This is a genomic window from uncultured Helicobacter sp., assembly GCF_937893305.1.
GTDB lineage: Bacteria > Campylobacterota > Campylobacteria > Campylobacterales > Helicobacteraceae > Helicobacter_D.
On record NZ_CALBGN010000020.1, the window covers coordinates 1 to 22,310 of the forward strand.

Genomic DNA, 22,310 nt, shown 5'->3' on the forward strand with positions numbered 1-22,310 from the left:
CTCTTCTCTTCTCTTCTCTTCTCTTCTCTTCTCTTCTCTTCTCTTCTCTTCTCTTATAGCGATAAAGATCCCTTAAGCTATCCACACCATCTAATAAGAATCTAAAAAGCCTTCTCTTGTAGGTAATATCCAATACCTTAAAGCCGTTTTTTCTAAAGATTTTATCCATAGAAGCATAAGGACGAAAAAACAAGTATTTACGAGAAAATCTCCACATTTTTGGAATATCCTCTCTTTTCACATAACCAAGTTTTACTACCAATGCACAATAAATCTTATTTAATACAGAAAAATGAGATTTTTGCATTAAATAGATAAAAGGTAATCCCGTATGGCAATCCACATAAGGATAAGAAGCTGCAAACTCACTATAAACAACTCCTCCACTCTTTGTAACCCTAGCAAGTTCTTTTGCGCTAAATTCTAAATCCTTAATGTGTTCAAAAACCTGGTAAGAAAAAACAGATTGAAATGTTTCATCACCAAAAGGCAATTTTTCTCCTAAATGGTAGTAAAAAATATTATTTGTATTCTCATTAACCCCCTGTCGTTCTAAAAATAAATCACCCCTAAATTTAGGAGCAATATCACACCCATAAGCATTTAACCCTTTTTCTTGCATAGCTCTAACAAATCTTCCATTCCCACAACCAAAATCTAAAATCTTATCTTGTTTTGTGCATTGCATTTGCTCTAAAGCAAAATCCAACATTTCAGAAAAACCTTTTTCTAGCATCTAAATCCTTTACCACATAAATACTACACTATTGCCATCTCATTAAAAACATCAATAATTTTTTGGATCCCTGTTTTTTGTCTAATTTCCAATAAATCTTCATACAAAACATCTTCTCTTTTTCTTATGATTTGATCTTTTGGCGTTTCAATATGTAAAGAAAGTTTTTCTTTATACTCTTCTTTATTAAAAGCAATCCAACTATTCCCCCTATTAGGTATGCACTCTAACATTTCATCAAAGACTTCTTTGCCAAAACTCTTACAAATTTCTTGTTTATGATTTTCTAAAATAGACTTAAATGTGGCCGAATAGCGTTCTTTATCAGTTAAACCAATGATTCTCTTTTCTTTTCCTTTTGCCTTAAACTCAGACCAACTCTCTCCTTGCCCCAAGGGAAAAGTCGAGCAAAAAATATCAATAATATGTCCATAAATGTGCGCATCGGCAAATCCCGGCATAAAAAAACGATCTGAAATTCCAAGTTTTTCTACTTTCTCTCTAATAACAGGAGTATTCCCACTGCCAGGTGCGAGAAAAATCGTATTTTTATATTTATGCATAATCTCTGCAATGCACGCTAAATATTCATCACTATCTACTTTTACTAAACGACCTATCACACCAAGAACTACCGTGTCTTCATTGATAGGATATTTTGCTCTCTCAGCCGCTATGATTTCTTTAGAGCGCGGTGGATTATAAAATTTCTCTTCATCCATTGGCACTTTAAAATCTTTAAAGATAAAATTAGGAGATTGTTGCGCAAAATGACTAATTCTCTCATCAATCCCAACTATATCATATCTCCCATTGCCGTGACTCCAAAAAATCTGCTTAGGAGCACTTCTTGTCGCAAAAAGAAAATTACTAACATCTATATAGCTTGTAGAAATCAAAAGATCAATCCCTTCACTTAAAATAGATTCTCTAATCGCCAAAGCTTTTTGCAAATGAGGAACATAATAGCTATGTTCTCGCACCATTTTATATGCAGGACTAAAGACAGAGCAACCAATCTCTGCAAAACTTTGCATAATCTCTATGTCATCTGCACTTTTTTGGATATACGCCATAGAATATACAATAATTTCATATTTTTCTGCAAATTCCTTATGTTGCATTAATGCTTTGCATAAGGAATACTCCACTTTATATGGAGAATTTTCTACCATTCTTTCCTCTAAAAGTGCAATTTTGATTTTACGTCCATTGCTTAAATCAACCTTATCTTTACATTTTGGAAGCGTTTTGCCGTATTCTACAAAATAAGGTTCCATAAGTTTCACAACTCTATCATTGTATTCTTGCCAATCTTCTTGTGTTTGTGCGGAGTTTCCAAATTTATGATAAATATAAAAACTCACATACATTGCCAAATCCAAATTACCCTGCTTTAATAATCGCTCCAGAACTTCAAGCCAAACTGGAAAATTCTCTCTCCACTTTAGGTTATTATAATAACATTGGACATTCCAAAAAGTATGCATATTCCATAAAAAAATTGACTTTTTACTATGATCATCTAAGCAATCATAATTTTCAGCTTTTAATGCTTCTTTTTGAATATCTAAAATCCACTCAATAGGGAAAGAATAATACTGAGCAATTCTTCTTGTAAAAGGCTCTAAATCTAAAATATAATTCTCACGCAAACTTAAATAAATAATATGCGATAAAAAAAACTTAATAGCCTTTTCAATATCGCCGCTTAATAACAATGCCACAGCAGAACAATCAATAAATAATAATCTCTCATAATAAGATAAGCTAGAATCCTTTGCATAAGGCGCACAAAGATCCACATAATTTTGAAATCTTAAATCCCTTAACGCCTCTTTGCCTTCTTTTTGCTCTAAACTCTTAAAAATCCCATACGCCCATAGAAAATCTCTATCTGGCACATCGCCTTTCTTAAAAATGATTTCCAAGGCTTTGTCTCTAATAAGCCCTACAATCTCTTTTAATTCTTCTATGCTTAAATTCTCTTGCCACTCTTGTCCAAAAGCCATAATTAATGCCATAGCAGCATTAACTTCTTGTTTATTCTGTGTTACCTTTAAGCGTTCTATGATTTCTTGCGTTTCAAACTGCATTGCCACTCTCTTAAATATTTTATCGTGTTTAAATATCGGCGGATTGTAGCAAAACTTTAGTCTTTTGTAAAACTATTGATTTTCTTTAAATAAACCATCAATTTTCATTTGTGTAACCCAATGTTTTTTATAAAGATAGTGCAAAATATTATCTGACAATCCCTTTAGTTGTTTTGGGACATTTACATAAATTGCATTTGTAAAACCAGAAATTTTTACGAACCCATTTTCAACCTGCATTGTTCTCATATTTGTCGCATTAGGGATATAAGTTTCACATTGCTTACATTTATAATACATATACACATCATTAGCCATAAAATCATATAATTTCAAAATCGCTTCTTCAAAATTTTTACATTCAAAAATATTAGGAAGTTTATCTTTAACTTCTTTTAAAAACCCCTCCATAGAACAACAAGCAACTAATGTCCCATCTACTAAAACAATTACCGTGTAATACATACACAATCCGTGAATATACTCTCCTTTATATCCTCTACCCCTTCTCACAATCCCTTTTTCTGAAAGATCACATTGGAATCCCTTACGAATATTATTAATTCCTTCTTTAGAATAAAACTCAAATAAATTCTCAAACTCTCCTTTATTTGCTTCTTGTTCCACATAAGAAACGCTAACATGCATTCCGCTTTTTTTGGCAAGAATGGGAGCAAAAATTGCAGTTTTATAATACTCTTCTTTTGCACTTCTTACTTGCTTATAAGATTCTTCTGTTATTGAATCAATACTAATATCAACCTCATCAAGTCCCGCTTCTCTTAAAAGCTTAATTTTATCAGCATTCATTAAAGCCCCATTGCTTGCTAATACAACATACATTCCCTTTGATTTACAATAAGCAATAATCTCTAATATTTTAGGATGCATTAAAGCTTCTCCGGGTGCTGAAAGCAAAATTCTTTTTAGCCCATATTCAACAACTTTATCTACAACTTCAACAACTTTCTCATAGGGCATATCTTGTTTTAACTCAGAATTATCTGCAAAAAATTTGCCATTTAAGTAACCTTCTCCGTGATAAGGACACATTGGACAAGTATAATTACAGCGATTTGTTAGATAAAGTTTGACATTTGTAGCTTTGTATTTAGAAAGCAAGGATTTAGCGATAAATTCTATTTGCTCTTTAGGTAAAACCTTAGGTTCTTCTCCATTAAAATTATTTTTTGTCTCCCATGGAGTTTGTGTAAGCAACAAAGAATGATTAGGATAATTTATATCCCCCCCCCCCGCCGCTTTCTTTAATTAAACCATCATCTATAATGCTTTGAGTTTTATTGAAATTTTCATTTGTAATACAAAAACTTTCCCCTTTTTGTTTCATCTCCAAAAAAACATCATTCAATAATTTAGGTATCATTTAAAACTCCCTTAATCATAATTAAATATACTGCAAAAGCTTGCCGCAAATTATAACAAAACTTCCCAAGCATTAACAATTTTTAACAACAATTCTCTATAATTCAATACAAAAAGGACAGCAATGCAAACAACAAATCAATGGGATACTTCTTTTATTAATGGTGAAAACTCTATTTTCTATCCCCACAATGAACTCATACGATTTCTAAACCGCTTTATCAAAAAACAAGTTGCTTTGAAGCAATTTATGCCAATTTACGCCCCCCCCCCCGCCAATAACCCATTAAAAGCTCTAGATTTTGGCTGTGGCAATGGCAGACAAACCTTGCTTCTCTCCGAATTTGAAATACAAGCCTATGGGATCGACATTTCACAAACTGCTATCAACCAAGCAAAAGCTCTAGCAAAAAATCTAAATCTCTCCGCTAACTTCTTAATCTCAAATCACACAACTCTGCCTTTTGAAGATAACTTTTTTGATTTTTCTATAAGTTGTGGCGTGCTAAATTGTATGTCCTTTGAAATGGCAATCCATTTTTTAAATGAGATTGCGCGCGTTAGTCAAAAATATTGCTTTTTAACGCTTCTTGGTAAATCCGATTCCACTCTTAGTTATACAATGCAAGATCAAAGCATTTTTAAACCTATTGTCTTTCACTCTACACAAGAAAACATCACAGAAATGTTAAAACAAACTCCTTTTACACTCAAATGGGGAGAAAAATCTATCCATTCTCACCTTTTAAATCATCTTGAAAGCTCCTATTTTACTCTAGTTTTAGAAAAATAACTTCTAAAATTTAAAAAGTGGAACACCATTTGCTTTATCCCTTGCAAATTCAAATTTTTGCAAAGGATGCATAATGAGTTATAGGATATACACCAATGTTAATGCGTTAAATGCGCATACTTCAGGAATTGTGAATAACCGCAATATGGCAAATTCACTCGAGAAGCTAAGTTCAGGGCTTAGAATCAACAAAGCAGCTGATGATGCTTCTGGTATGGCTATTGCTGATAGTTTGCGCTCACAAGCAGCAGCTCTTGGGCAAGCCACAAGAAATGCTAATGATGCAATCGGTATTATTCAAACTGCTGATAAAGCAATGGATGAACAAATTAAAATCTTAGACACCATTAAGACAAAAGCTACTCAAGCAGCACAAGATGGTCAAACAACAACAACTAGAAACGCTCTTCAAAGTGATATTTTGCGTCTTATGGAAGAGCTTGATAACATTGCAAATACCACAAGCTTCAATGGTCAGCAAATGCTATCAGGTGCTTTTACAAACAAAGAGTTTCAAATTGGTGCATATTCTAACACCACTGTTAAAGCCTCTATCCAACCTACAAACTCTCACAAAATCGGGCATGTTCGCTATGAGACAGGCGGAGATTTAGCTCCAAGTGCTGGTGCTACAAATTTAAGTGAAGTTACACTCAAGTTCTTAAACACAGATGGGACAAACAACTATGCCATTGAATCTGTAAAAATCTCTACAAGTGCAGGAACAGGGATTGGTGCATTAGCAGAAGCAATCAATAAAAACTCAGATACACTCGGTGTGCGTGCAACTTATAGTGTTATGGGACAGGGTGCAGGACCAATTGCTTCTGGAACAATCCGTGGCTTAGTGATTAATGGAATCTCAATTGGCGATATTAATGATGTTCAAAAAAATGATTACGATGGAAGATTAATCAACGCAATCAACGCACAAAAAGAGCGCACAGGGGTGCAAGCTTCTCTTAGTATCTCTGGAGCATTACAACTTACAAGTGTAGATGGGCGTGCAATTTCTGTTCAAGTTACAAGTGGTTCTGCTGTAATGAATGGTGCAGCACAAGGTGGAGGAACGCTAACAGGTGGTTCTTTTGATGGAGTTTCTGGGACAACACACGCAATTGTTGGTCGCTTAACTCTAATTCGCCTAAATGCTAGAGATATTTTAGTTTCTGGGACAAATTTCTCACAAGTTGGCTTACACTCAGCAGCAGCTTTCCAAGCAGGAACAGGACTTGCACAATATACAGTTAATCTAAGAAGTGTTAATGGTGAGTTTGACGCAAACATTGCTTCAGCCATTGGAGCCAATGCAAATGGTGCAGTTGCTGCAATTAATGCTAATGGAATTGGGGCTGGTGTTACAAGTTTAGAAGGTGCAATGGCGGTTATGGATATGGCACAATCTGCACAAGAGCATTTAGATAAAATTAGAGCTGATTTGGGTTCTGTGCAACAACAACTTGTCGCAACGATTAACAACATCACAGTTACACAAGTTAATGTAAAATCCGCAGAATCTCAAATCCGTGATACTGACTTTGCTGAAGAATCGGCCACATTCTCTAAAACAAATATCCTAGCACAATCTGGAAGCTTTGCTATGGCACAAGCTAACCAAGTGCAACAAAATATTCTTAAACTTCTTCAATAACTTAAAGCCCTTTTTTAGGGCTTTTTTCTTAAAATAACTCCATTATAATCGCATTTAAGGACATATTATGCAAGAATCCCTAAACCCTCGTTTTGATAAAAATATAGAAGCACTTTTAAAAGTTAATCCCTTGCTTGCAGCACAACTAAAAACACTAGAAGTTAATAAAAAATACGAAGTTTATATCGGTAAAGATCCCCTTAATATTAATATTTATGATAAAGAAAACAAGGTTTCTCTTTATCAAAAAAGCCCTTTAGAAGAAACCTTGGATAAGCTCAAAGAATTTGAGTCTTTTAAACTTTATCCATTTTTTTATTTTTTTGGTTGTGGTAATGGTATTTTTTATAGACTTTTATTTGATGACCATAAATCTATTCAAAAAATTTTTGTTTTTGAACCAGAATTAGAACTCATTTATATTGCATTAAATTTTGCGGATTTCTCCGAAGAAATTCTCAATAGAAAATTTCTCATTTTTTGGACAAACACAACAACTTTTGGAGAATTAGACGAATTTTTAGTTTTGGATGGGCAGTGGATTTACTCACGCATTTACAATCTTCACTTATTTAACAATTACTATGGACGCTATTCTGAAGAGTGCCTAAAAATCAATGGAATTCTAACACGAAGCTTAGAGCATCATATTATTGCCGTAGGCAATGATTCTGCAGATGCACTAATTGGACTAGAGCACCATCTACAAAATCTTCCCACAATGATTACAACTCCTTCTTTACAGAATTTTGTAAAGAACGCAAAGACTACAAGCACAGCTGTAATTGTTTCAACTGGACCTTCTTTATACAAACAGCTCCCATTACTTAAAGAACACGCTGATAAAATCACAATCTTTAGTGTAGATGCAAGTTTTCCCATCCTTGTCAAGCACGGAATTAAACCTGATATTGTTGTAACCCTAGAGCGTGTTGAGCCTACTGCAGATTTTTTCTTAAAAACTCCACAAGAAGCGCAAAAAGATGTTATTTTTGCGCTCACTAGCATTGTGCATAAAGCCACAGATTCAGCAATCACGCAAGGTATTAAAACATATAGTATGCGCCCCTTTGGATACACAAGATTTTTTGATTTAAAAGATTATGGCTATGCTGGGATTGGGATGAGTGCTGCAAATATGGCTTATGAACTTGTAGTGCATTGCAGATTTGAAAAATGTGTCTTTATCGGACAGGATTTAGCTTTTGGAGAAGATGGTAAAACACACTCCAAAGACGCAATTTTTGGAGAAAAAGAAGAATACTACAAGCCTGCAACCAATATTTTTGATAAAATCTTTGTGCCTGCCTATGGAGGAGAAGGCGTTGTTGAAACAAGTAGAGTTTGGAGTATGTTTTTAAATTTCTTTGAAAAAGATATTGCGCAAACTCCTTATGCGCTAGAAGTGATTAATGCAACAGAAGGGGGGGCTCATATTCCGGGCACAAAAGATATCCCTTTTAAAGAAGTGCTAGAATCTTTACCAAGTATTAAAAAAGAGCAAATCAAACTCACATCACCCACACAAGCAGAGATTAAAGACTATCAAAAACATATCAAGAAAAAAGTTAAAGAATTTTTAGAATACGGCTACAAAACAAAAAAAGTTGTAGAAGATACTTTTTTAAGAGCTGTAAAAATGACAGAGGAACTAGAACATCTTAATCGTGAAAATAGACTAGAAGAAATCAATTTTAAAGAAATGGATGATATTTTAGAAAAAATTAATTCTATAAAAGATTTTTTCAAAGAAGATATTTTTATCAAAGTCTTCTCTGATGCTGTGCAAAGCTATATTGTGCATCAAGAATTAGAATTTGCAAAAATCGTTGTGCGTCCTGTGCATACACTTATTGAAAAACAAGTTAAGCAAATTGATTGGCTTTATGCGCATAAATTTTGGCTTTTCTCCCTTGCTGGCGGAATGGATGCAACCTTAGAAATCGCAAAACGCGCTATTAAAGATTGGTTTAGCAAAGAAGAACTAGAAAAGATCGAAAAACTTAAAGAAGATTACAAATCACAACAAGACCCAAAAAAGGATTCTAAATGACAATCCTTTATGCGCCATCTTTTAGAGAGGATTTTGACTTACTTCACGCAAACTGCCTTTGCACATATGATCTTCAAATTTTAGAAATACTTTATACTCAAAAATGTGGGGGGGGGGGGCATAATAAAATCCTCTATCTGCCCCACTCAAAAACTCCCACAAAATACAATAAGGTTATTTTAGAAGCCCTAGATTATTGCTCTATTACACAAATTTCAAACTTGCAAAAAGCAAAAGAGGCAGAAATTTTAATCACAGATACTTCCAATCTTGCCCTAGCCTTTAGCTTGTCTTTTTTAAAACCTAGTCTTTTATATCTTCCTGCTTTTACCACCGTTGATTTTGGCAATGATAGACTCTATGCAGCACTTCAAAAAATTGCCTTTGTTACAACTTCATTAAAAGAGCTAAAAGCCACATTAAACGCATTAGAATTCACAAAAGATTCCAAACTAAAAGAAATCACAGAATTTTTACAGGGAGATTTATTATGACAGAAGAACAAAAACTTCTAGAGGAGTTCAATCAGCGTTCAAAAGGGCATATTCAAAGATTTATTAGTAAGGACAAGAAAAATATTGCTGTAGTTTCTTACTATCCCACTTATCGATCACAATTTGGAAATCTTATTACAAAACTCAAAGAAAAATATAATGTTATCACTATTGTTGATAGAGTTTTAAATGATGATTTTGAAAAAAGCGGACATCACAATGTGTTTTTTCCTTGGAGAGTTACAGAAGCAAATCAAACTTATTATCCTAATGTTGATATTGAAGAAATTGATTTAATTATTGTAGCAGATCAGGTAGGCTATGAAGATGGTAGAATTGATAGAGAATTTTTAAGCAAGCGCGCAAAAAGAATCTATTTTCCCCATCGTGCAACCTGCGTTTGTGGCGCAACGGCTACGATGGATTATATTATTGTTCCCTCTAAAACAGCAATGCAAGGCTTTCAATATCGCCTAAAAGACAATCCAAAAGTTAAACTGCTTCCAAGCGGATATCCGCAACTTGACAAAGCCTTGCAAGAATACCAATATACTCCCAAAAATACAATAACCTATGCGCCAACATTACGCTATGTTGAAAATGACAGAAATGCGCGTCTCAATGCCTTTGCAGGCAGTGAAATCACATTTTTAGAATGGCTTTTAGAAAACACGAATTACAATATCTCATATCGTGCCCACCCTCTTAATTACAGCATAGGGCACTACTTCTATCGACTCATCAATGCAAGTTTCGCAGAAGAAGCACGCTTTAGCATTGATGCGAATATGGGGAATGCATTTTTTAACTCCACAGATTTTTTAATCACAGATTGGAGCACCACAAGCTTTACTTATTCTTACACCACTTTACGACCTAGTTTTATGTTTATGCCAACTCCCCTAGATTCTAATTTAGAAAATGACGGGGGTTATATCTTAGAAAATCATCACGCAAAAAATCTAAAAGAACTTAAAACATTCTTAGACAATATAGACTTTACCAAGGAAGCACAATATTTTAAAGCCTTGCGTGATGAAAATATGTATAATCTTGGACACTCCACTGAAGCAATTTTACAAAACATTGAAGAAATTTTAGAAGGTAAGCTTTGAAAGCCATTATTTTGTGCGCTGGACAAGGCACACGATTACGCCCTTTAACCCTAAACAAGCCTAAACCCCTTTTGGAAATTAAAGGGAAAACCCTTTTAGAAAATGCGATTTTGCATTTAAGAAAATGTGGAATAGATGAAATTATCATAGTTACAGGCTATAAACACCATCTTTTTGACCTGCTAGAAAAAAAGCTGAATTTTAAAAAAGTGGTGTTTGAAAACTATGCCTCCACAAACTCCGCTGCTTCTTTAAAATGCGTGCAAAAGGAAATCACAAAAGGCACTTTTATTTTAAATGGGGATTTATTTTTAACAAGCACCTTTCAAGACTCCTTTGAAACACAAATCAAATGGGGTGCTTCACAATTTCTAGCACAAAAGATTCTGCACGAAACACCTTCTTGGGGATATATCACAGATGAAAATTGTAAGCTTTTAGATATTGATATAAATGCAACAAGCGGTTATGGAGATGGAATCGCATTTTTTGATAATGAGCAAGATTTAGAAGTTATAAAAAATTCCCTAAATCAATGTGATGATAACGAATATTGGGAAGCTTGTATTTTAAAATCTATGGATAAAATTAACTTTTATGTTTTTGGTTTAGATTCCTTATATACCGAAATTGACTCTTTTGAAGACGCCCTTGTTTCTAAACTCATCACTCCAGAAGAAATTGCAAAGCAATGTGCTGATGACAATGAAGCAACAAGACTTTTTAGTGTTACAAATATGAATTATAAAATCAAATTTTTAGGAGAAGAGAAAGTTATTAGGATTCCACGCAACAACAGAGATGCAGTCATTAACACAGAGCAAGAACAAAAAATCACAAAGCTTTTAGGAGAGAACATCACACCCCAAGCAGAGTTTTATCCAAGCAATATTAAACTTACAACTTTTTTACAAGTCTATAAGCCTCTAACAAGAGAGCAGCTAAACCTAGCCACACTAGAAAAACTTATTAGCACAATCCAAACCTTGCACAACTTTAAGCACAAAAACCACCCTAACTTTTCAAAAATTCTTTTAAGTAATGAGATTAAGACATATGAATCCCTAGCCAAGATCCCGCTTTTAAGCAAACAAGAGCACAAAATCATCACCCAAATTGCAAAAGAGGCGGATTTAAAAGAATCTGTGCTATGTCACAGAGATTTACAGCTTCCAAACATTCTTTATAATGCACAAGATTCCACAATCAAACTTATTGACTTTGAATTTGCAGGCTTTTGCACTCCCATTTGGGAGTTTGGAAATCTAGCAGGCGAACTTGAATTGAGCAAAGAACAAATTAAGCTTATCCTAAAGCTAGTGTCAAATCTTACCTACAAGGAAATTCTACAAGGCAAGCTACTCTCTAGCTATGTGTGGGCGTTGTGGAGCTGGTATTATGATTGCATTCCTTTAGGTAGAGAATATCTTTTGCGCACCCATCACACTCTAAAGGAACTACAATGCATTTAGTGGGGCATTTGCTAGCTTTTTCTAGCGTGTTTTTTTGGTCTAGTCTTTATGTTAGCGTGAAAATTCTCCTAGAAGTCTTTAGTCCACTTGAACTTTTAGTTTTACAATTTATCATTGGCTATTGTTTCTTGCTAATTTTATCGCCAAAACTTCTAAAAACAAACTTCAAAGATGAAATCTATCTACTTTTAGCAGGACTCTGTGGAATCACAATCTATAATCTCTTTTTAAATCTTGCAATGGATTATTCTAAAGCTTCAAATGTGAGCGTAATTATCGCTACTGCACCACTTTTTACTGCATTATTTGCAAGCTTTTTAAAGATTGAAAAACTTTCTTTTGTTTTTTTAGTTGCTTTTGTTTTATGTATGGGTGGAATCGTGCTTTTAAACTATGAAGAAGAAGGATTTTCTTTTAATTCCTTAGGCGATGGATTTGCACTCCTTTCTGCACTTGGCTGGGCTGCTTACTCACTTTTAATCCTCAAAATTATGCAAAAAACAAATGCTCCTATTCTTGTTACAAGGCGTATAATCTTCTATGGAATCTTGGGAATGCTCCCTAGCTTTTTCTTCTTAGAATTTTCGCCAAATCTAAAAAGTTTGCTAGATTTAAAAATCGCTTTAAATCTTCTTTTTTTATCTCTTTTTGCATCAGGGATATGCTTTATCTTATGGAATCGCGCCACCTTATTAATAGGAGCGGTAAAAACAAATATCTATGTGTATTTAACACCCATTATCACTATTATTGCTAGTTTTTTTATCTTAGAAGAAACACTTTCTACTCTAGCATTATTTGGAGTGTTTTTAACACTTTTTGGAGTAATCTTAGCAGAATCTAAACGCTCAAAAACTTTTCATATCACTCTATAGCCCCACACACAGAAGCAATCACTGCCCCCTCACGCAAGCCTTCATCAATCACTAAGCATTCTTCAAACCCTAAGAATTCCATAAAGCAAGTAAATAGTATAATCCCAAAAGGTACAACATCTGCTTTAAATTCTCCAACAAGAGAAATTTGTAACTCCTTATTAAGTTGTAAAAACTTCTCTAACATCTCATCAAAATCCGCTTTTACAAGCTCTTTGCAATACACTGCCTTAGAATCATATTGCTTTAATCCAAGCTTAAAGGCACACACAAGCGTTGGTGTGCCACTATTTGCCACAAGAAACTTTGGCACTTTTCCCTTTGCTTTACAAGATTCCATAAACTCCATAATTTCTCTTAAAAACACATCTTTATGCGCCTTTAAATTCTCCACACTTTTAAACCTATCTTTAGCACTTACAATACCTATTTCAAAGCTTTTTGCAAACTCATTTTGCCCATCACATACGATAAACTCACTGCTAGCTCCTCCCATATCTATAAGCAAAAAGCAGTCTTTATTGTATTTTGGATTTTGTGCCTTTAATTTCTCTAACGCGATTTTTGGTGCTAAAGCTGTGATTTTTGCTTCCATTTCCCCTTGAATCACAAGAAATCTAATGCCACTTTTTTCAAAAATTTCTTGCAAAACTTCTTCTTTATTGCGCGCTTTACGCATTGCTTGCGTGGTAAGTGCCACCACCTTATCTGCACTAGAGATTTCTAGGGCTTCACGCATTTGCAACAATCCCTTGATGATACGACAAACCGCTGCTTTACAAATCTCTCCACTCTCCTCTAATCCTTCTGCTGTGCGAACCGTGCATTCCCACTCCTTTAAAGGCATAAACTCCTTTGTGTCTTTCATCATTCTCATACGCACACCGCGCAACGAATTGCTCCCTAAATCAATCCCTACAACTTCCACTTATTTCCCTTGCGTTTTAGATTCCAACTTTATCACAAAACAATGCACACCTTGTTGATAACAATATTCTAACTCAAAATGATGTAGCTCCAACACACCCTTAACAATCCCAAGTCCAAGCCCATAACCAGAGATGAAAGCGTGTGTTTTATCCCGTGAAAAAGGCTCAAGATAATACGCGATCTTTTCTTTTAATGCCAATCCATTATTTTTCACTGCAATTTTAAACTCTCCATTGCTTTGATAAGCTCTTAAAACAACCTTTCCACCATTTTTATACTTAAAGGCATTTTCAATAAGATTTCTTAAAGCAACAGATAAAAATTGCAAATCTCCATAAATTTTGAAATTTTTCTCTAATTGAATTTCTAGCTCTTCTTCTTCAACAAACAACTGCTCCAAAGTCTTTAGAAATAGCGTCTCTACATCAAATTCTTCTAAATGAAGCAAATCCTTGCCTTCTTGAATTTTTTCAAAAGTTAGAATCTGATTTGTTAAATTATCAAGATTACAAATACATTTTCCAACTAAATCTTTTTGTGGATTCTTAGGCATAAGTTCTAAAGCTAGTTTCGCCTTAGAAAGCGGTGTTTTTAGCTCGTGTGCGAGATTTCTTAACACAAACTCTCTTGCTAACATTAGCTTAGAAATCTTTTGGCACATTGTGTTAAAACTCTGTGCTAGCTTTGCTTGTTGGGGTTCTTTTGGCACAGGGATATGGATTTGATAATTCCCTGCTCCAAACTCTTCTAAACCACTTTGCAAGATTTTTAAGGGGTGGAGCAATGCTAAAATCACAGAAAAAGTCAAAAGCAACACCAAGAATTCTAAAAATATCCAAATATTTAACCCTTGATTATCGGAAAGCTCCACAGAAAAATCCCTAAATGCTATAAAATCCATACTCAAATATTCAAGATGAAACCCATAATGTTGCTGCATCTTAAAAATTTGCATCACACCAAAAGTATTTTGACTCTCTAGCAAGATTTGTGCATTAGGTGGGATCTCTTTAAGGATTTGAAACTGAAACTCCTTCATAATTGCTTCTAGGCGCGTTATATCACCGCGCATTAACTCCATTAAAGATTGTTGTGCAAAAAATGAAGTTTGCTTCAAAATTGCTTCTTCGTTTTTTTTCAAAATATTAAGATTAGCAAGATAAGTAATCACCCCACCAATACTAAGAGACAAAATAAAAAACAAATAAATTTGCACAAATAAAGGTGGAATCCAATTTTTAAATTTTAATCGCAAAATTTATATCCTATTCCCCAAACAGATTGAATGTATTTTGGCATCTTTGCATCATCTCCTAGCTTAGCTCTTAAATTTCTAACATGCGTATCAATGCTTCTAAGAGAAGAATCTGGCGCAATACTTGCAATAGCTTGCGATAAAGAATTACGCGAAAAAGGCTTGCCCTTATGTAAAAAAAGTAAATTTAAAATCTCAAATTCTGCCGGTGTTAAATCAATCTCAACCCCTTGCACCTTTACCCTACGCTTTGTTGAATCTATCTCTAAATCCTTATATATCACACTTTGTGTTTGTGTATAGCGTTTTAATAACGCATTAATGCGCGCAACGAGCTCTAAAGGTTCATAAGATTTTGCTAAATAATCATCAGCACCATTTTTAAATCCTAGCATTTTACTGCTAATATCTCCGCGCGCAGAAGACATAATAATAGGTATATCGCTAATCTCTCTAATTCTTTCACACAATTCTAAGCCATCCATTTCAGGCAACATAATATCAAGCACAATAAGATGGAATCCTTTTTGCTGCTTAATCCAATCTAGCGCAGTATTTGGACTATGTGTTGTTACCACTTCCATTGCATTTTGTTGCAAATAATCTTGTAAAAGTTTTTGCATTTCTAAATCATCTTCTACGATTAAAATCTTATACATCAAGCTTACCTATTCATTAAGATTCTCAATAAATTCTTGGGTTTGCTCTTCCCCTAAGATTCCAACTACTGCACGATAAAAGGCAAGCTTTGCCGCAATATATTGCTCGCTAACTTCTTTTAAGGATTCCATATATGGCGTAAGATTTTCTTCTTTAGCTTGCAATGCGATTAAGATTTTGTTTCTAATACGATCATTGTTTTTGATATAAACACGCTTTTGGACATAAAAATCTTCCATAGCAGTTTTTAACAACTCTTGCTTTGTCTTATCAAAGCGCATACCTTGTAAAACCTCAGCAATATCCCTTGCACTAGCTAACTGCACAATAAGACATAAAGATAAAATCCAACGCATAAAATTCCCCTAAGAAATAAAAATCGCGCAATTTTACCTAAGAGCAACTTAATTAAGAAATTAGCTAATTAGAATTGGTATTAAACAAAGAAGGTGTTACTAAAAATCTATTTTTTGTTTTGCCTTTCTGTTTTTTTTCCTTGAAACTTTCTTTAACCTTATGAAGCTGTAATTCATTTTGTGCTTCTTGAATGTAATCTTTATAATTTTCAATCCTATGCTTTGCAATCTCTAAATAATTTTGAGAATTATCAATTCCTATAAACTTACAATTTAAAATTTTTGCAGCAATTCCACTTGTGCCACTTCCACAATATGGATCAAGCACAACACCGCCTTTTTCATTTAGGAGAGAAAAGATGCACCGCAAGGGCAAAGCAAGAGGAAAAGGAGCAGGATGAGTATTGTTATTTTCTGGTCGTATGCGCCAAATAGAACTTAAAAGTGCGTGCCTACTTTGCAACTCTTCTCCAATTAAATTTTTACCCATTGGTTTTTGCAACCAATAAACTCTCTCTTCAACCTGCCAAAATCTCCAACCGCGAATATTTGCAGCAATTCCCCTATCCCAAATAATCTCCTGTCTTAAATTCCATCGTGTTTTGCTTATCCATTCCAAAGGATGAATCAATCTTCCTTTCTCCCAACGAATCTTATGATTATAAAAAAAACTCCCACCTTCTTTTGTTACCCTATATATTTCATTAAGCACATCAATTTGGTTACTTTGATAATACTCTTCATCTAATTTATCGCTTGTTGTATCATAAACCACATTTTTTACAAGCCAACCCTTTTTATTTTCTTGCTTATTATATGGAGGTGAAGTTACTCCTATATCTACACTATTGCTTTGTAATTTTTGCAGTTCTTTTAACGCATCTCCACACACTAACATACAAAATTCCTTAAATACTCAAAAAGACTTTTTTCTAAAAATTGTTGATAAATCTTCTAATTTTTTGCAAACATAAATAATGCGTATTTGTGTGTCTTTATAATGCTTAAAACTAAAACTTGCGCTCCGTAAATATTGTCCCTTTACATCTCCATTTGGAAATCGCTTTGTAAGTTGCTCTTGTAAATGTGTTAAAAAATTAGTGGATACAAAAGGAAATTCCAAACAATAAAGCATTTTTCCATCTACAAATCCACTAATAACCAGATTTAAATGCGATTGCATATCCCTATGAAATCTTGCCCAAGTGTAATCAGTAAAATTTCCACCACCATTTAATTTTCTCTCTGAATCAGAGCGGATATTTTTAGGTTTTGCCTCACAATTAATAGGCTTACCATAACCATCTTGCCTAAAACCATTAAAACCAATTTTTTCTGTATTATGCGTATATCCCGCAAGAGAGACACTTAAGATCTCTCTAATTGTAGAGCTATTTTTATCGTTAATATATAGCGTTATAAGTTCGCTTAATAGAGCAATTAGAGTATCTTTGGATTGCCCAAGCAAATGCGCATTAAAGTTAATATGGGAATCTAAAGCATAAATTTTAATCAATTCTTGTAAATTTTGCGTCATTTTATTTCGCCTTTGCACCTATTATTAGCGTATTTTAGCTAAAATCTCTTAAATTTATAGGATTCTCACACAAAGGATATTTCAGAATTTGGAATACTTATTGCTTGAACTTTATAAAGATTTTAGCGAAATAAGGACATTACGCGATGAAAATAACAAAACTTCTAATGCTTTGCGCTATGGTTGCACTTCCTGCTTTTAGCGCGAAAGTGAGTGATTTGGCAAATATTGTTGGTGTTAGGGACAACCAACTTATTGGTTATGGTTTAGTTGTAGGCTTAAATGGAACAGGAGACAAAACAACTTCAGCCTTCACAATGCAATCTATTTCAAATATGTTAGATAGTGTTAATGTTAAAGTTGATGCAAACGACATTAGTTCTAAAAATGTTGCCGCTGTTATGGTAACAGCAAAACTCCCAGCTTTTGCAAGACAAGGTGATAAGATTGATATTTTAGTCTCAAGCATAGGTGATGCAAAATCCTTAGAAGGCGGAACGCTTCTTTTAACTCCACTTAGCGGTTTAGATGGTAGAATCTATGCAGTTGCACAAGGTGCAGTTGGGATTGGGGGCAAAAGTGAGAGAGGTGGGAGTGCAAATCACCCTTTAGCAGGTGTTTTGTCAAATGGCGCAACGGTAGAAAGAGAAGTTAGCTATGATTTATACAACAAAATCAACGCAACTTTAAGTTTAAAAGAATCCAATTTTCAAAACGCAATCCGCATTCAAAGAAGCATTAATGCGGCATTTGCAAACACAAATCCACAAGATGGACAAAATCAAAACACACAAACACCTATTGCAACTGCCATTGACCCACGCACCATTAAGCTCCAACGCCCACAAGAAATGAGTATGGTTGAATTTCTAGCGCGCGTGCAAGAGATTGATATTGACGCTATCAAAGAAGATAAAATTATTATTAATGAACGCACAGGCACAATTATTGCTGGGATGGGTGTAGAAGTTACGCCAGTAGTTGTTACACACAACAACATCACCATTAAAGTAAGCAATGAAGCAATCAATGACCCAGAAGCTGTAAATATGGGAAATGGAGCAACATTTAGTGCAACAGAGGCAATGGTAAGTGCGCAAAACAACCCTACAATCTCAAGTGTAACTAGAGCATTACAAAGAATGGGGGCAACACCAAAAGATATGATTGCCATCTTAGAAACAATGAAAAAAGCAGGCGCATTTAATGCGGATTTAGAAATCATCTAAAGGAGAGAAAATGCAAATTGATTTTAATGGAATTAGCGGATATTCTAAAGAATTAATTGATGCAGCAAAATCCACGCCAACGATTCAGAAAACAGATGATGACTCAAGATTAAGAGAGCAGACAGACGCCTTTGAAGCATTAATTTTAAAGCAAATGCTAGACATTTCTTTAAAAATGGACGATACACTTTATCCAAAAGCTCCCGGACACGATATTTATGAGTCAATGTATCGCGACACACTTTCAGAATCTCTAAGCGGTAGCTTTGGCTTTAGCGATTTACTCTTTGATTATTTAAAAGATTTGCAAGGCAAACAAGGCATTAAGGCTTAAGCGTGATCGATGAACATTTATTAGAATCCTTAAGCAGTAGCGATAAAGAATCTTTTGCTAAAGGCTTGAAAGAGCTTATCACACAAACTTATGAAGTTGAAAAAGAATTTGTAGAGTTAAAAGCTCTTTTTGAAGAAGTGTTAGATGTGCTACCAACAGCTGTTTGGGTGCTAGAACAAGAAGGAGAGATTTTTTATCAAAATAGCCTAGCTTGCGAAATACCAGAACTTTTAGAAAAACTTGATTTCTCTCAAAACAATCGCCAAGAAATTGAACTTGAAAACAACAAAGTTTATCTTGTGCAATCTAACACAAAGCTCAATAAACGCATTATATCTGCAACAGATATTACGAGCGAGAAGAGAAAAGAACGCCTAGCTTCTATGGGGCAAATCTCCGCACACTTAGCACACGAAATCCGAAATCCTGTTGGGTCTGTCGCTTTGCTTGCTTCCACACTCATTAATCGCGTGGATTTAAAGAACAAATCCCTTGTGTTAGAGATTAAAAAATCCATTTGGCGCGTTGAACGCATTGTGAAAGCAACTTTACTTTTTTCAAAAGGCGTGCATTGCAATCGCACTCACATTGACCCACAAAATATTGAAGATGAACTCAATGAATCCATTGGATATTACACTTATTCTAAGGATATTTCTTTTGTGTTTAAATTTGACAAAACACATTTTCAAGCGGATTTTGACTTGCTTTGCATTGTGTTACAAAACTTCTTATTTAACGCTATTGATGCCATTGAAGAAGGAGAAAATGAAAATGGACTTGTAGAAATTTACTTCTATAACACAGATAAACACGCGCTTTTTGAAATTTATGACAATGGCAAACCTATTGAAAATCCAGAGATTCTTTTTGAACCCTTTAAAAGCACTAAGCTTAAAGGAAATGGCTTAGGACTTGCGCTATCTTTACAAATCATTGAAGCACATAATGGAGAAATTACGCTCTTACAAAATGGCAAAAAAGGTTTTGCGATAAAAATCCCAAACGCCTAAATTTTGCTTAGAATTAAGGCATTTTTAGTTAAAATTCCCTTAACTATATTTACAAAAAAGGGCAAATATGAGTGAAAATATCCAAAAAATGCAAAGCGTCAAAAGTATTCGTGAAATCAATCTCAAAGATAAACGCGTTTTAATCCGCGTAGATTTCAATGTTCCTATGGATAGCGAATTGAATATTAGCGATGATACAAGAATTCGTGAAGCAATCCCTACAATTAACTATTGCATTGATAATGGCGCAAAATCCATTATTTTAGTTAGCCATTTAGGACGACCTCAAGGTAAAAGTGATGCTTTCTCTTTAAAAAATATTCTAAAACGCCTAGAACGCCTGCTTGCGAAAGATGTTGTTTTTGTAGATAGTTTAGAAAATGCACAAGTTACACTAAACACGCTTGTTGATGGCAGTATTGTTTTATTAGAAAATATTCGTTTTTATGAAGGCGAAGAAAAAAACGATTCCACATTATCCCAAAAACTAGCAAATCTTTGTGATGTGTATGTCAATGATGCCTTTGGGACTTCTCATCGCAAACACGCTTCTACCTATGGAATAGCACAATACGCTAAAGAAAAAGTTGCAGGATTATTGCTTAAAAAAGAAATTGATTCTTTTGCGATTGCTCTATCTAACCCATTGCGTCCTTTATTATTAATTGTTGGTGGATCTAAAGTTTCTTCTAAACTTACACTTTTAAATTCCATTTTAAATGTGGTGGATAAAATCATCATCGGTGGGGCAATGAGCAATACTTTCTTAAAGGCAATTGGCTACGATACAAAGGCATCTTTAACAGAAGATCACTTGCTAGAAGATGCACGCAATATTCTAAGAAGCGCAAAAGAAAAAGGTGTTAAGATTTACTTGCCTGTAGATGTTGTGGCGACTGACCATATTAAAGATCCAAAAGTTGTCAAAATTATCCCAGCACAAGATATACCAGAAGGCTTAATGGCAGCAGATATAGGACCAGCAACCGTAAAACTCTTTAATGAAGTTATTAAAGATTGTGAAACAATTATTTGGAATGGACCGCTAGGGGCTTATGAAACACAAAAATTCTCACGCGGAACTTTTAGCATTTCACACGCAATTGCTGATACTTATGCTTATAGCATTATTGGAGGTGGCGATACCGCAGATGCAGTGGATAAGGCAGGAAATAAAGATAGTATGAGTTTTACTTCAACAGGTGGTGGAGCAAGCCTAGAACTCTTAGAGGGTGAAGTATTGCCAGCATTTGAAGTTTTGGATAAAAGAGCATAAAAATGGACGAACCCCAGAAATTTCTGAAACACTAATCTAAAGGAGATTATTCTCCTTTAGATTTTAAAGGAGTAATAATGTTAAATCTTTTTATTAAACGCAATGGAATGGTTGTAAGAGAAAGCATTCAATCCGTTGAAGCCATTGATGCAAGTTCTGATGTGCTTTGGATTGACTTGCTACATCCAAGCACTCAAGAGATTGCCTACATCTCAAAAACCTACCTTTTAGATATTCCAACAAAAGAAGAAAGAGAAGAGATTGAAGAATCCGCACGCTACTGGGAAGATAGTGAGAGCGTAACAATCAACACCTACTTCTTAACTCGCCCTAATGAAGAAAACATTTTACATAATGAAACCATCACCTTTTTGCTCACACACAATATCCTTTTTACCGTGCGTTATAGTGAGTTTAAAGTCTTTGATGAAATCCAACAAAGAGTGCTTGCAAGCCCAAAAAATTTTGAAGATGGATTTGATTTAATTTCAAAAATCTTTGAACTAAGAGTTGAAAAAGATGCGGATATGCTAGAAAGTATCGCTAAACAAACGCGCCTTTTGCGCCGTGCTGTTGTGTTTGACAAAAAGCTAGGTGATGATATTTTGGAGAACTTATCAATTTTGCAAGAAATGCACCTAAGCTTGCGCGATAGTCTCTTTGATAAAAGACTTGCAATCACCGCACTTTTACGCACCAATAAAGCGGATTCAGAAGTCAAAAAAGACTTAGGGATCGTGCTAAAAGACATTAACTCTCTAGTAGAATTTACAAATGTTAATATGAATATTTTAGATAACATTCAAACACTTTTTTCCAGCCAAATTAATATTGAACAAAACAAAACGATTAAAATTTTCACCGTCGTAACTGTGGCAATGATGCCTCCAACGCTAATTTCTACAATTTATGGAATGAATTTTAAATATATGCCAGAGCTTGAATGGACTTATTCTTATCCTATCGTTTTAGGAGTTATGATTATTTCAACCGTGCTTCCAATTTTATATTTTAAAAAGAAAAAATGGCTGTAAGCGACTTTAAAGAGTCTA

The 22,310-nt window shown here is 34.4% G+C and carries 22 protein-coding genes; 12 read left to right on the top strand and 10 right to left on the bottom strand.

Annotation, left to right across the window (positions count from 1 at the left end; genetic code table 11):
• The 4 genes from Q0358_RS07555 to Q0358_RS07570 all read right to left on the bottom strand — a co-directional run.
• A partial coding sequence (locus tag Q0358_RS07555; protein ID WP_299549670.1) for a class I SAM-dependent methyltransferase occupies window positions 1-736 on the bottom strand: 736 nt, incomplete at its 3' end.
• A 23-nt stretch (window positions 737-759) separates the two neighbouring features.
• The gene (locus Q0358_RS07560) at window positions 760-2,832 is read right to left on the bottom strand and encodes a hypothetical protein (protein WP_299549672.1); all 2,073 of its coding nucleotides are present in this window, start codon (window positions 2,830-2,832) and stop codon (window positions 760-762) included.
• Window positions 2,833-2,904: 72 nt separating this feature from the next.
• Entirely contained in the window at window positions 2,905-4,050 is a 1,146-nt protein-coding gene (locus tag Q0358_RS07565; RefSeq protein ID WP_299549675.1) for a radical SAM protein, read from the bottom strand.
• A 10-nt stretch (window positions 4,051-4,060) separates the two neighbouring features.
• Window positions 4,061-4,216 (bottom strand): hypothetical protein, encoded by a 156-nt coding sequence (locus Q0358_RS07570; protein ID WP_299549678.1) that lies wholly within the window; start codon window positions 4,214-4,216, stop codon window positions 4,061-4,063.
• A gap of 123 nt (window positions 4,217-4,339) precedes the next feature.
• On the opposite strand from Q0358_RS07570, the gene Q0358_RS07575 reads away from it, so the two are divergent.
• The 7 genes from Q0358_RS07575 (at window position 4,340) to Q0358_RS07605 (ending at window position 12,668) form a co-directional block, all read left to right on the top strand.
• Window positions 4,340-5,008, top strand: a complete 669-nt coding sequence (locus tag Q0358_RS07575) for a class I SAM-dependent methyltransferase (protein WP_299549681.1) — start codon at window positions 4,340-4,342, stop codon at window positions 5,006-5,008.
• A gap of 73 nt (window positions 5,009-5,081) precedes the next feature.
• Window positions 5,082-6,659: a flagellin B gene (locus Q0358_RS07580; protein WP_299549684.1), complete on the top strand. Its 1,578-nt coding sequence runs from the start codon at window positions 5,082-5,084 to the stop codon at window positions 6,657-6,659.
• A gap of 67 nt (window positions 6,660-6,726) precedes the next feature.
• Window positions 6,727-8,712 (top strand): motility associated factor glycosyltransferase family protein, encoded by a 1,986-nt coding sequence (locus tag Q0358_RS07585; RefSeq protein ID WP_299549688.1) that lies wholly within the window; start codon window positions 6,727-6,729, stop codon window positions 8,710-8,712.
• Window positions 8,709-9,206 (top strand): hypothetical protein, encoded by a 498-nt coding sequence (locus Q0358_RS07590; RefSeq protein ID WP_101313106.1) that lies wholly within the window; start codon window positions 8,709-8,711, stop codon window positions 9,204-9,206. The genes Q0358_RS07585 and Q0358_RS07590 overlap by 4 nt, the downstream gene beginning before the upstream one ends.
• A complete protein-coding gene (locus Q0358_RS07595) occupies window positions 9,203-10,321 on the top strand; it encodes a CDP-glycerol glycerophosphotransferase family protein (protein ID WP_299549695.1) in 1,119 nt (372 codons plus the stop codon). The genes Q0358_RS07590 and Q0358_RS07595 overlap by 4 nt, the downstream gene beginning before the upstream one ends.
• Window positions 10,318-11,793 (top strand): sugar phosphate nucleotidyltransferase, encoded by a 1,476-nt coding sequence (locus Q0358_RS07600; protein WP_299549698.1) that lies wholly within the window; start codon window positions 10,318-10,320, stop codon window positions 11,791-11,793. Before Q0358_RS07595 ends, Q0358_RS07600 begins: the two co-directional genes overlap by 4 nt.
• Entirely contained in the window at window positions 11,784-12,668 is an 885-nt protein-coding gene (locus Q0358_RS07605) for a DMT family transporter (RefSeq protein WP_299549701.1), read from the top strand. The genes Q0358_RS07600 and Q0358_RS07605 overlap by 10 nt, the downstream gene beginning before the upstream one ends.
• On the opposite strand, the gene Q0358_RS07610 is transcribed toward Q0358_RS07605, so the two are convergent.
• The 6 genes from Q0358_RS07610 to Q0358_RS07635 form a co-directional block, all read right to left on the bottom strand.
• Window positions 12,658-13,596, bottom strand: coding sequence for a phosphatase (locus Q0358_RS07610; RefSeq protein WP_299549704.1), 939 nt, complete (start codon window positions 13,594-13,596; stop codon window positions 12,658-12,660). The two genes, Q0358_RS07605 and Q0358_RS07610, sit on opposite strands and share 11 nt — an antisense overlap.
• The gene (locus tag Q0358_RS07615; RefSeq protein WP_299549707.1) at window positions 13,597-14,853 is read right to left on the bottom strand and encodes an ATP-binding protein; all 1,257 of its coding nucleotides are present in this window, start codon (window positions 14,851-14,853) and stop codon (window positions 13,597-13,599) included. It abuts the gene before it with no gap.
• Complete coding sequence (locus Q0358_RS07620; RefSeq protein ID WP_299549710.1) at window positions 14,844-15,512, bottom strand: response regulator transcription factor; 669 nt, start codon at window positions 15,510-15,512, stop codon at window positions 14,844-14,846. The genes Q0358_RS07615 and Q0358_RS07620 overlap by 10 nt, the downstream gene beginning before the upstream one ends.
• Before the next feature lie 9 nt (window positions 15,513-15,521).
• Window positions 15,522-15,869, bottom strand: coding sequence for a hypothetical protein (locus Q0358_RS07625; protein ID WP_299549713.1), 348 nt, complete (start codon window positions 15,867-15,869; stop codon window positions 15,522-15,524).
• A gap of 64 nt (window positions 15,870-15,933) precedes the next feature.
• Window positions 15,934-16,767 carry a site-specific DNA-methyltransferase gene (locus Q0358_RS07630; protein WP_299549716.1) on the bottom strand — a complete coding sequence of 278 codons (834 nt, stop codon included), beginning with the start codon at window positions 16,765-16,767 and terminating at the stop codon, window positions 15,934-15,936.
• Between the two features lie 18 nt (window positions 16,768-16,785).
• On the bottom strand, window positions 16,786-17,406 hold the full coding sequence (locus Q0358_RS07635) for a hypothetical protein (protein WP_299549719.1): 621 nt from the start codon (window positions 17,404-17,406) through the stop codon (window positions 16,786-16,788).
• A gap of 146 nt (window positions 17,407-17,552) precedes the next feature.
• Between Q0358_RS07635 and Q0358_RS07640 the strand changes: the two genes are divergently transcribed.
• From Q0358_RS07640 to corA, 5 genes are all read left to right on the top strand, one after another.
• Window positions 17,553-18,635, top strand: coding sequence for a flagellar basal body P-ring protein FlgI (locus tag Q0358_RS07640; protein WP_299549722.1), 1,083 nt, complete (start codon window positions 17,553-17,555; stop codon window positions 18,633-18,635).
• Window positions 18,636-18,645: 10 nt separating this feature from the next.
• Window positions 18,646-18,969: a rod-binding protein gene (locus tag Q0358_RS07645; protein WP_299549724.1), complete on the top strand. Its 324-nt coding sequence runs from the start codon at window positions 18,646-18,648 to the stop codon at window positions 18,967-18,969.
• 2 nt (window positions 18,970-18,971) lie between these two features.
• On the top strand, window positions 18,972-19,982 hold the full coding sequence (locus tag Q0358_RS07650; protein ID WP_299549727.1) for an ATP-binding protein: 1,011 nt from the start codon (window positions 18,972-18,974) through the stop codon (window positions 19,980-19,982).
• Between the two features lie 67 nt (window positions 19,983-20,049).
• On the top strand, window positions 20,050-21,258 hold the full coding sequence (locus Q0358_RS07655; protein ID WP_299549730.1) for a phosphoglycerate kinase: 1,209 nt from the start codon (window positions 20,050-20,052) through the stop codon (window positions 21,256-21,258).
• A 77-nt stretch (window positions 21,259-21,335) separates the two neighbouring features.
• Window positions 21,336-22,292, top strand: a complete 957-nt coding sequence (gene corA, locus Q0358_RS07660) for a magnesium/cobalt transporter CorA (protein ID WP_299549733.1) — start codon at window positions 21,336-21,338, stop codon at window positions 22,290-22,292.
• Window positions 22,293-22,310 lie beyond the last annotated feature (18 nt).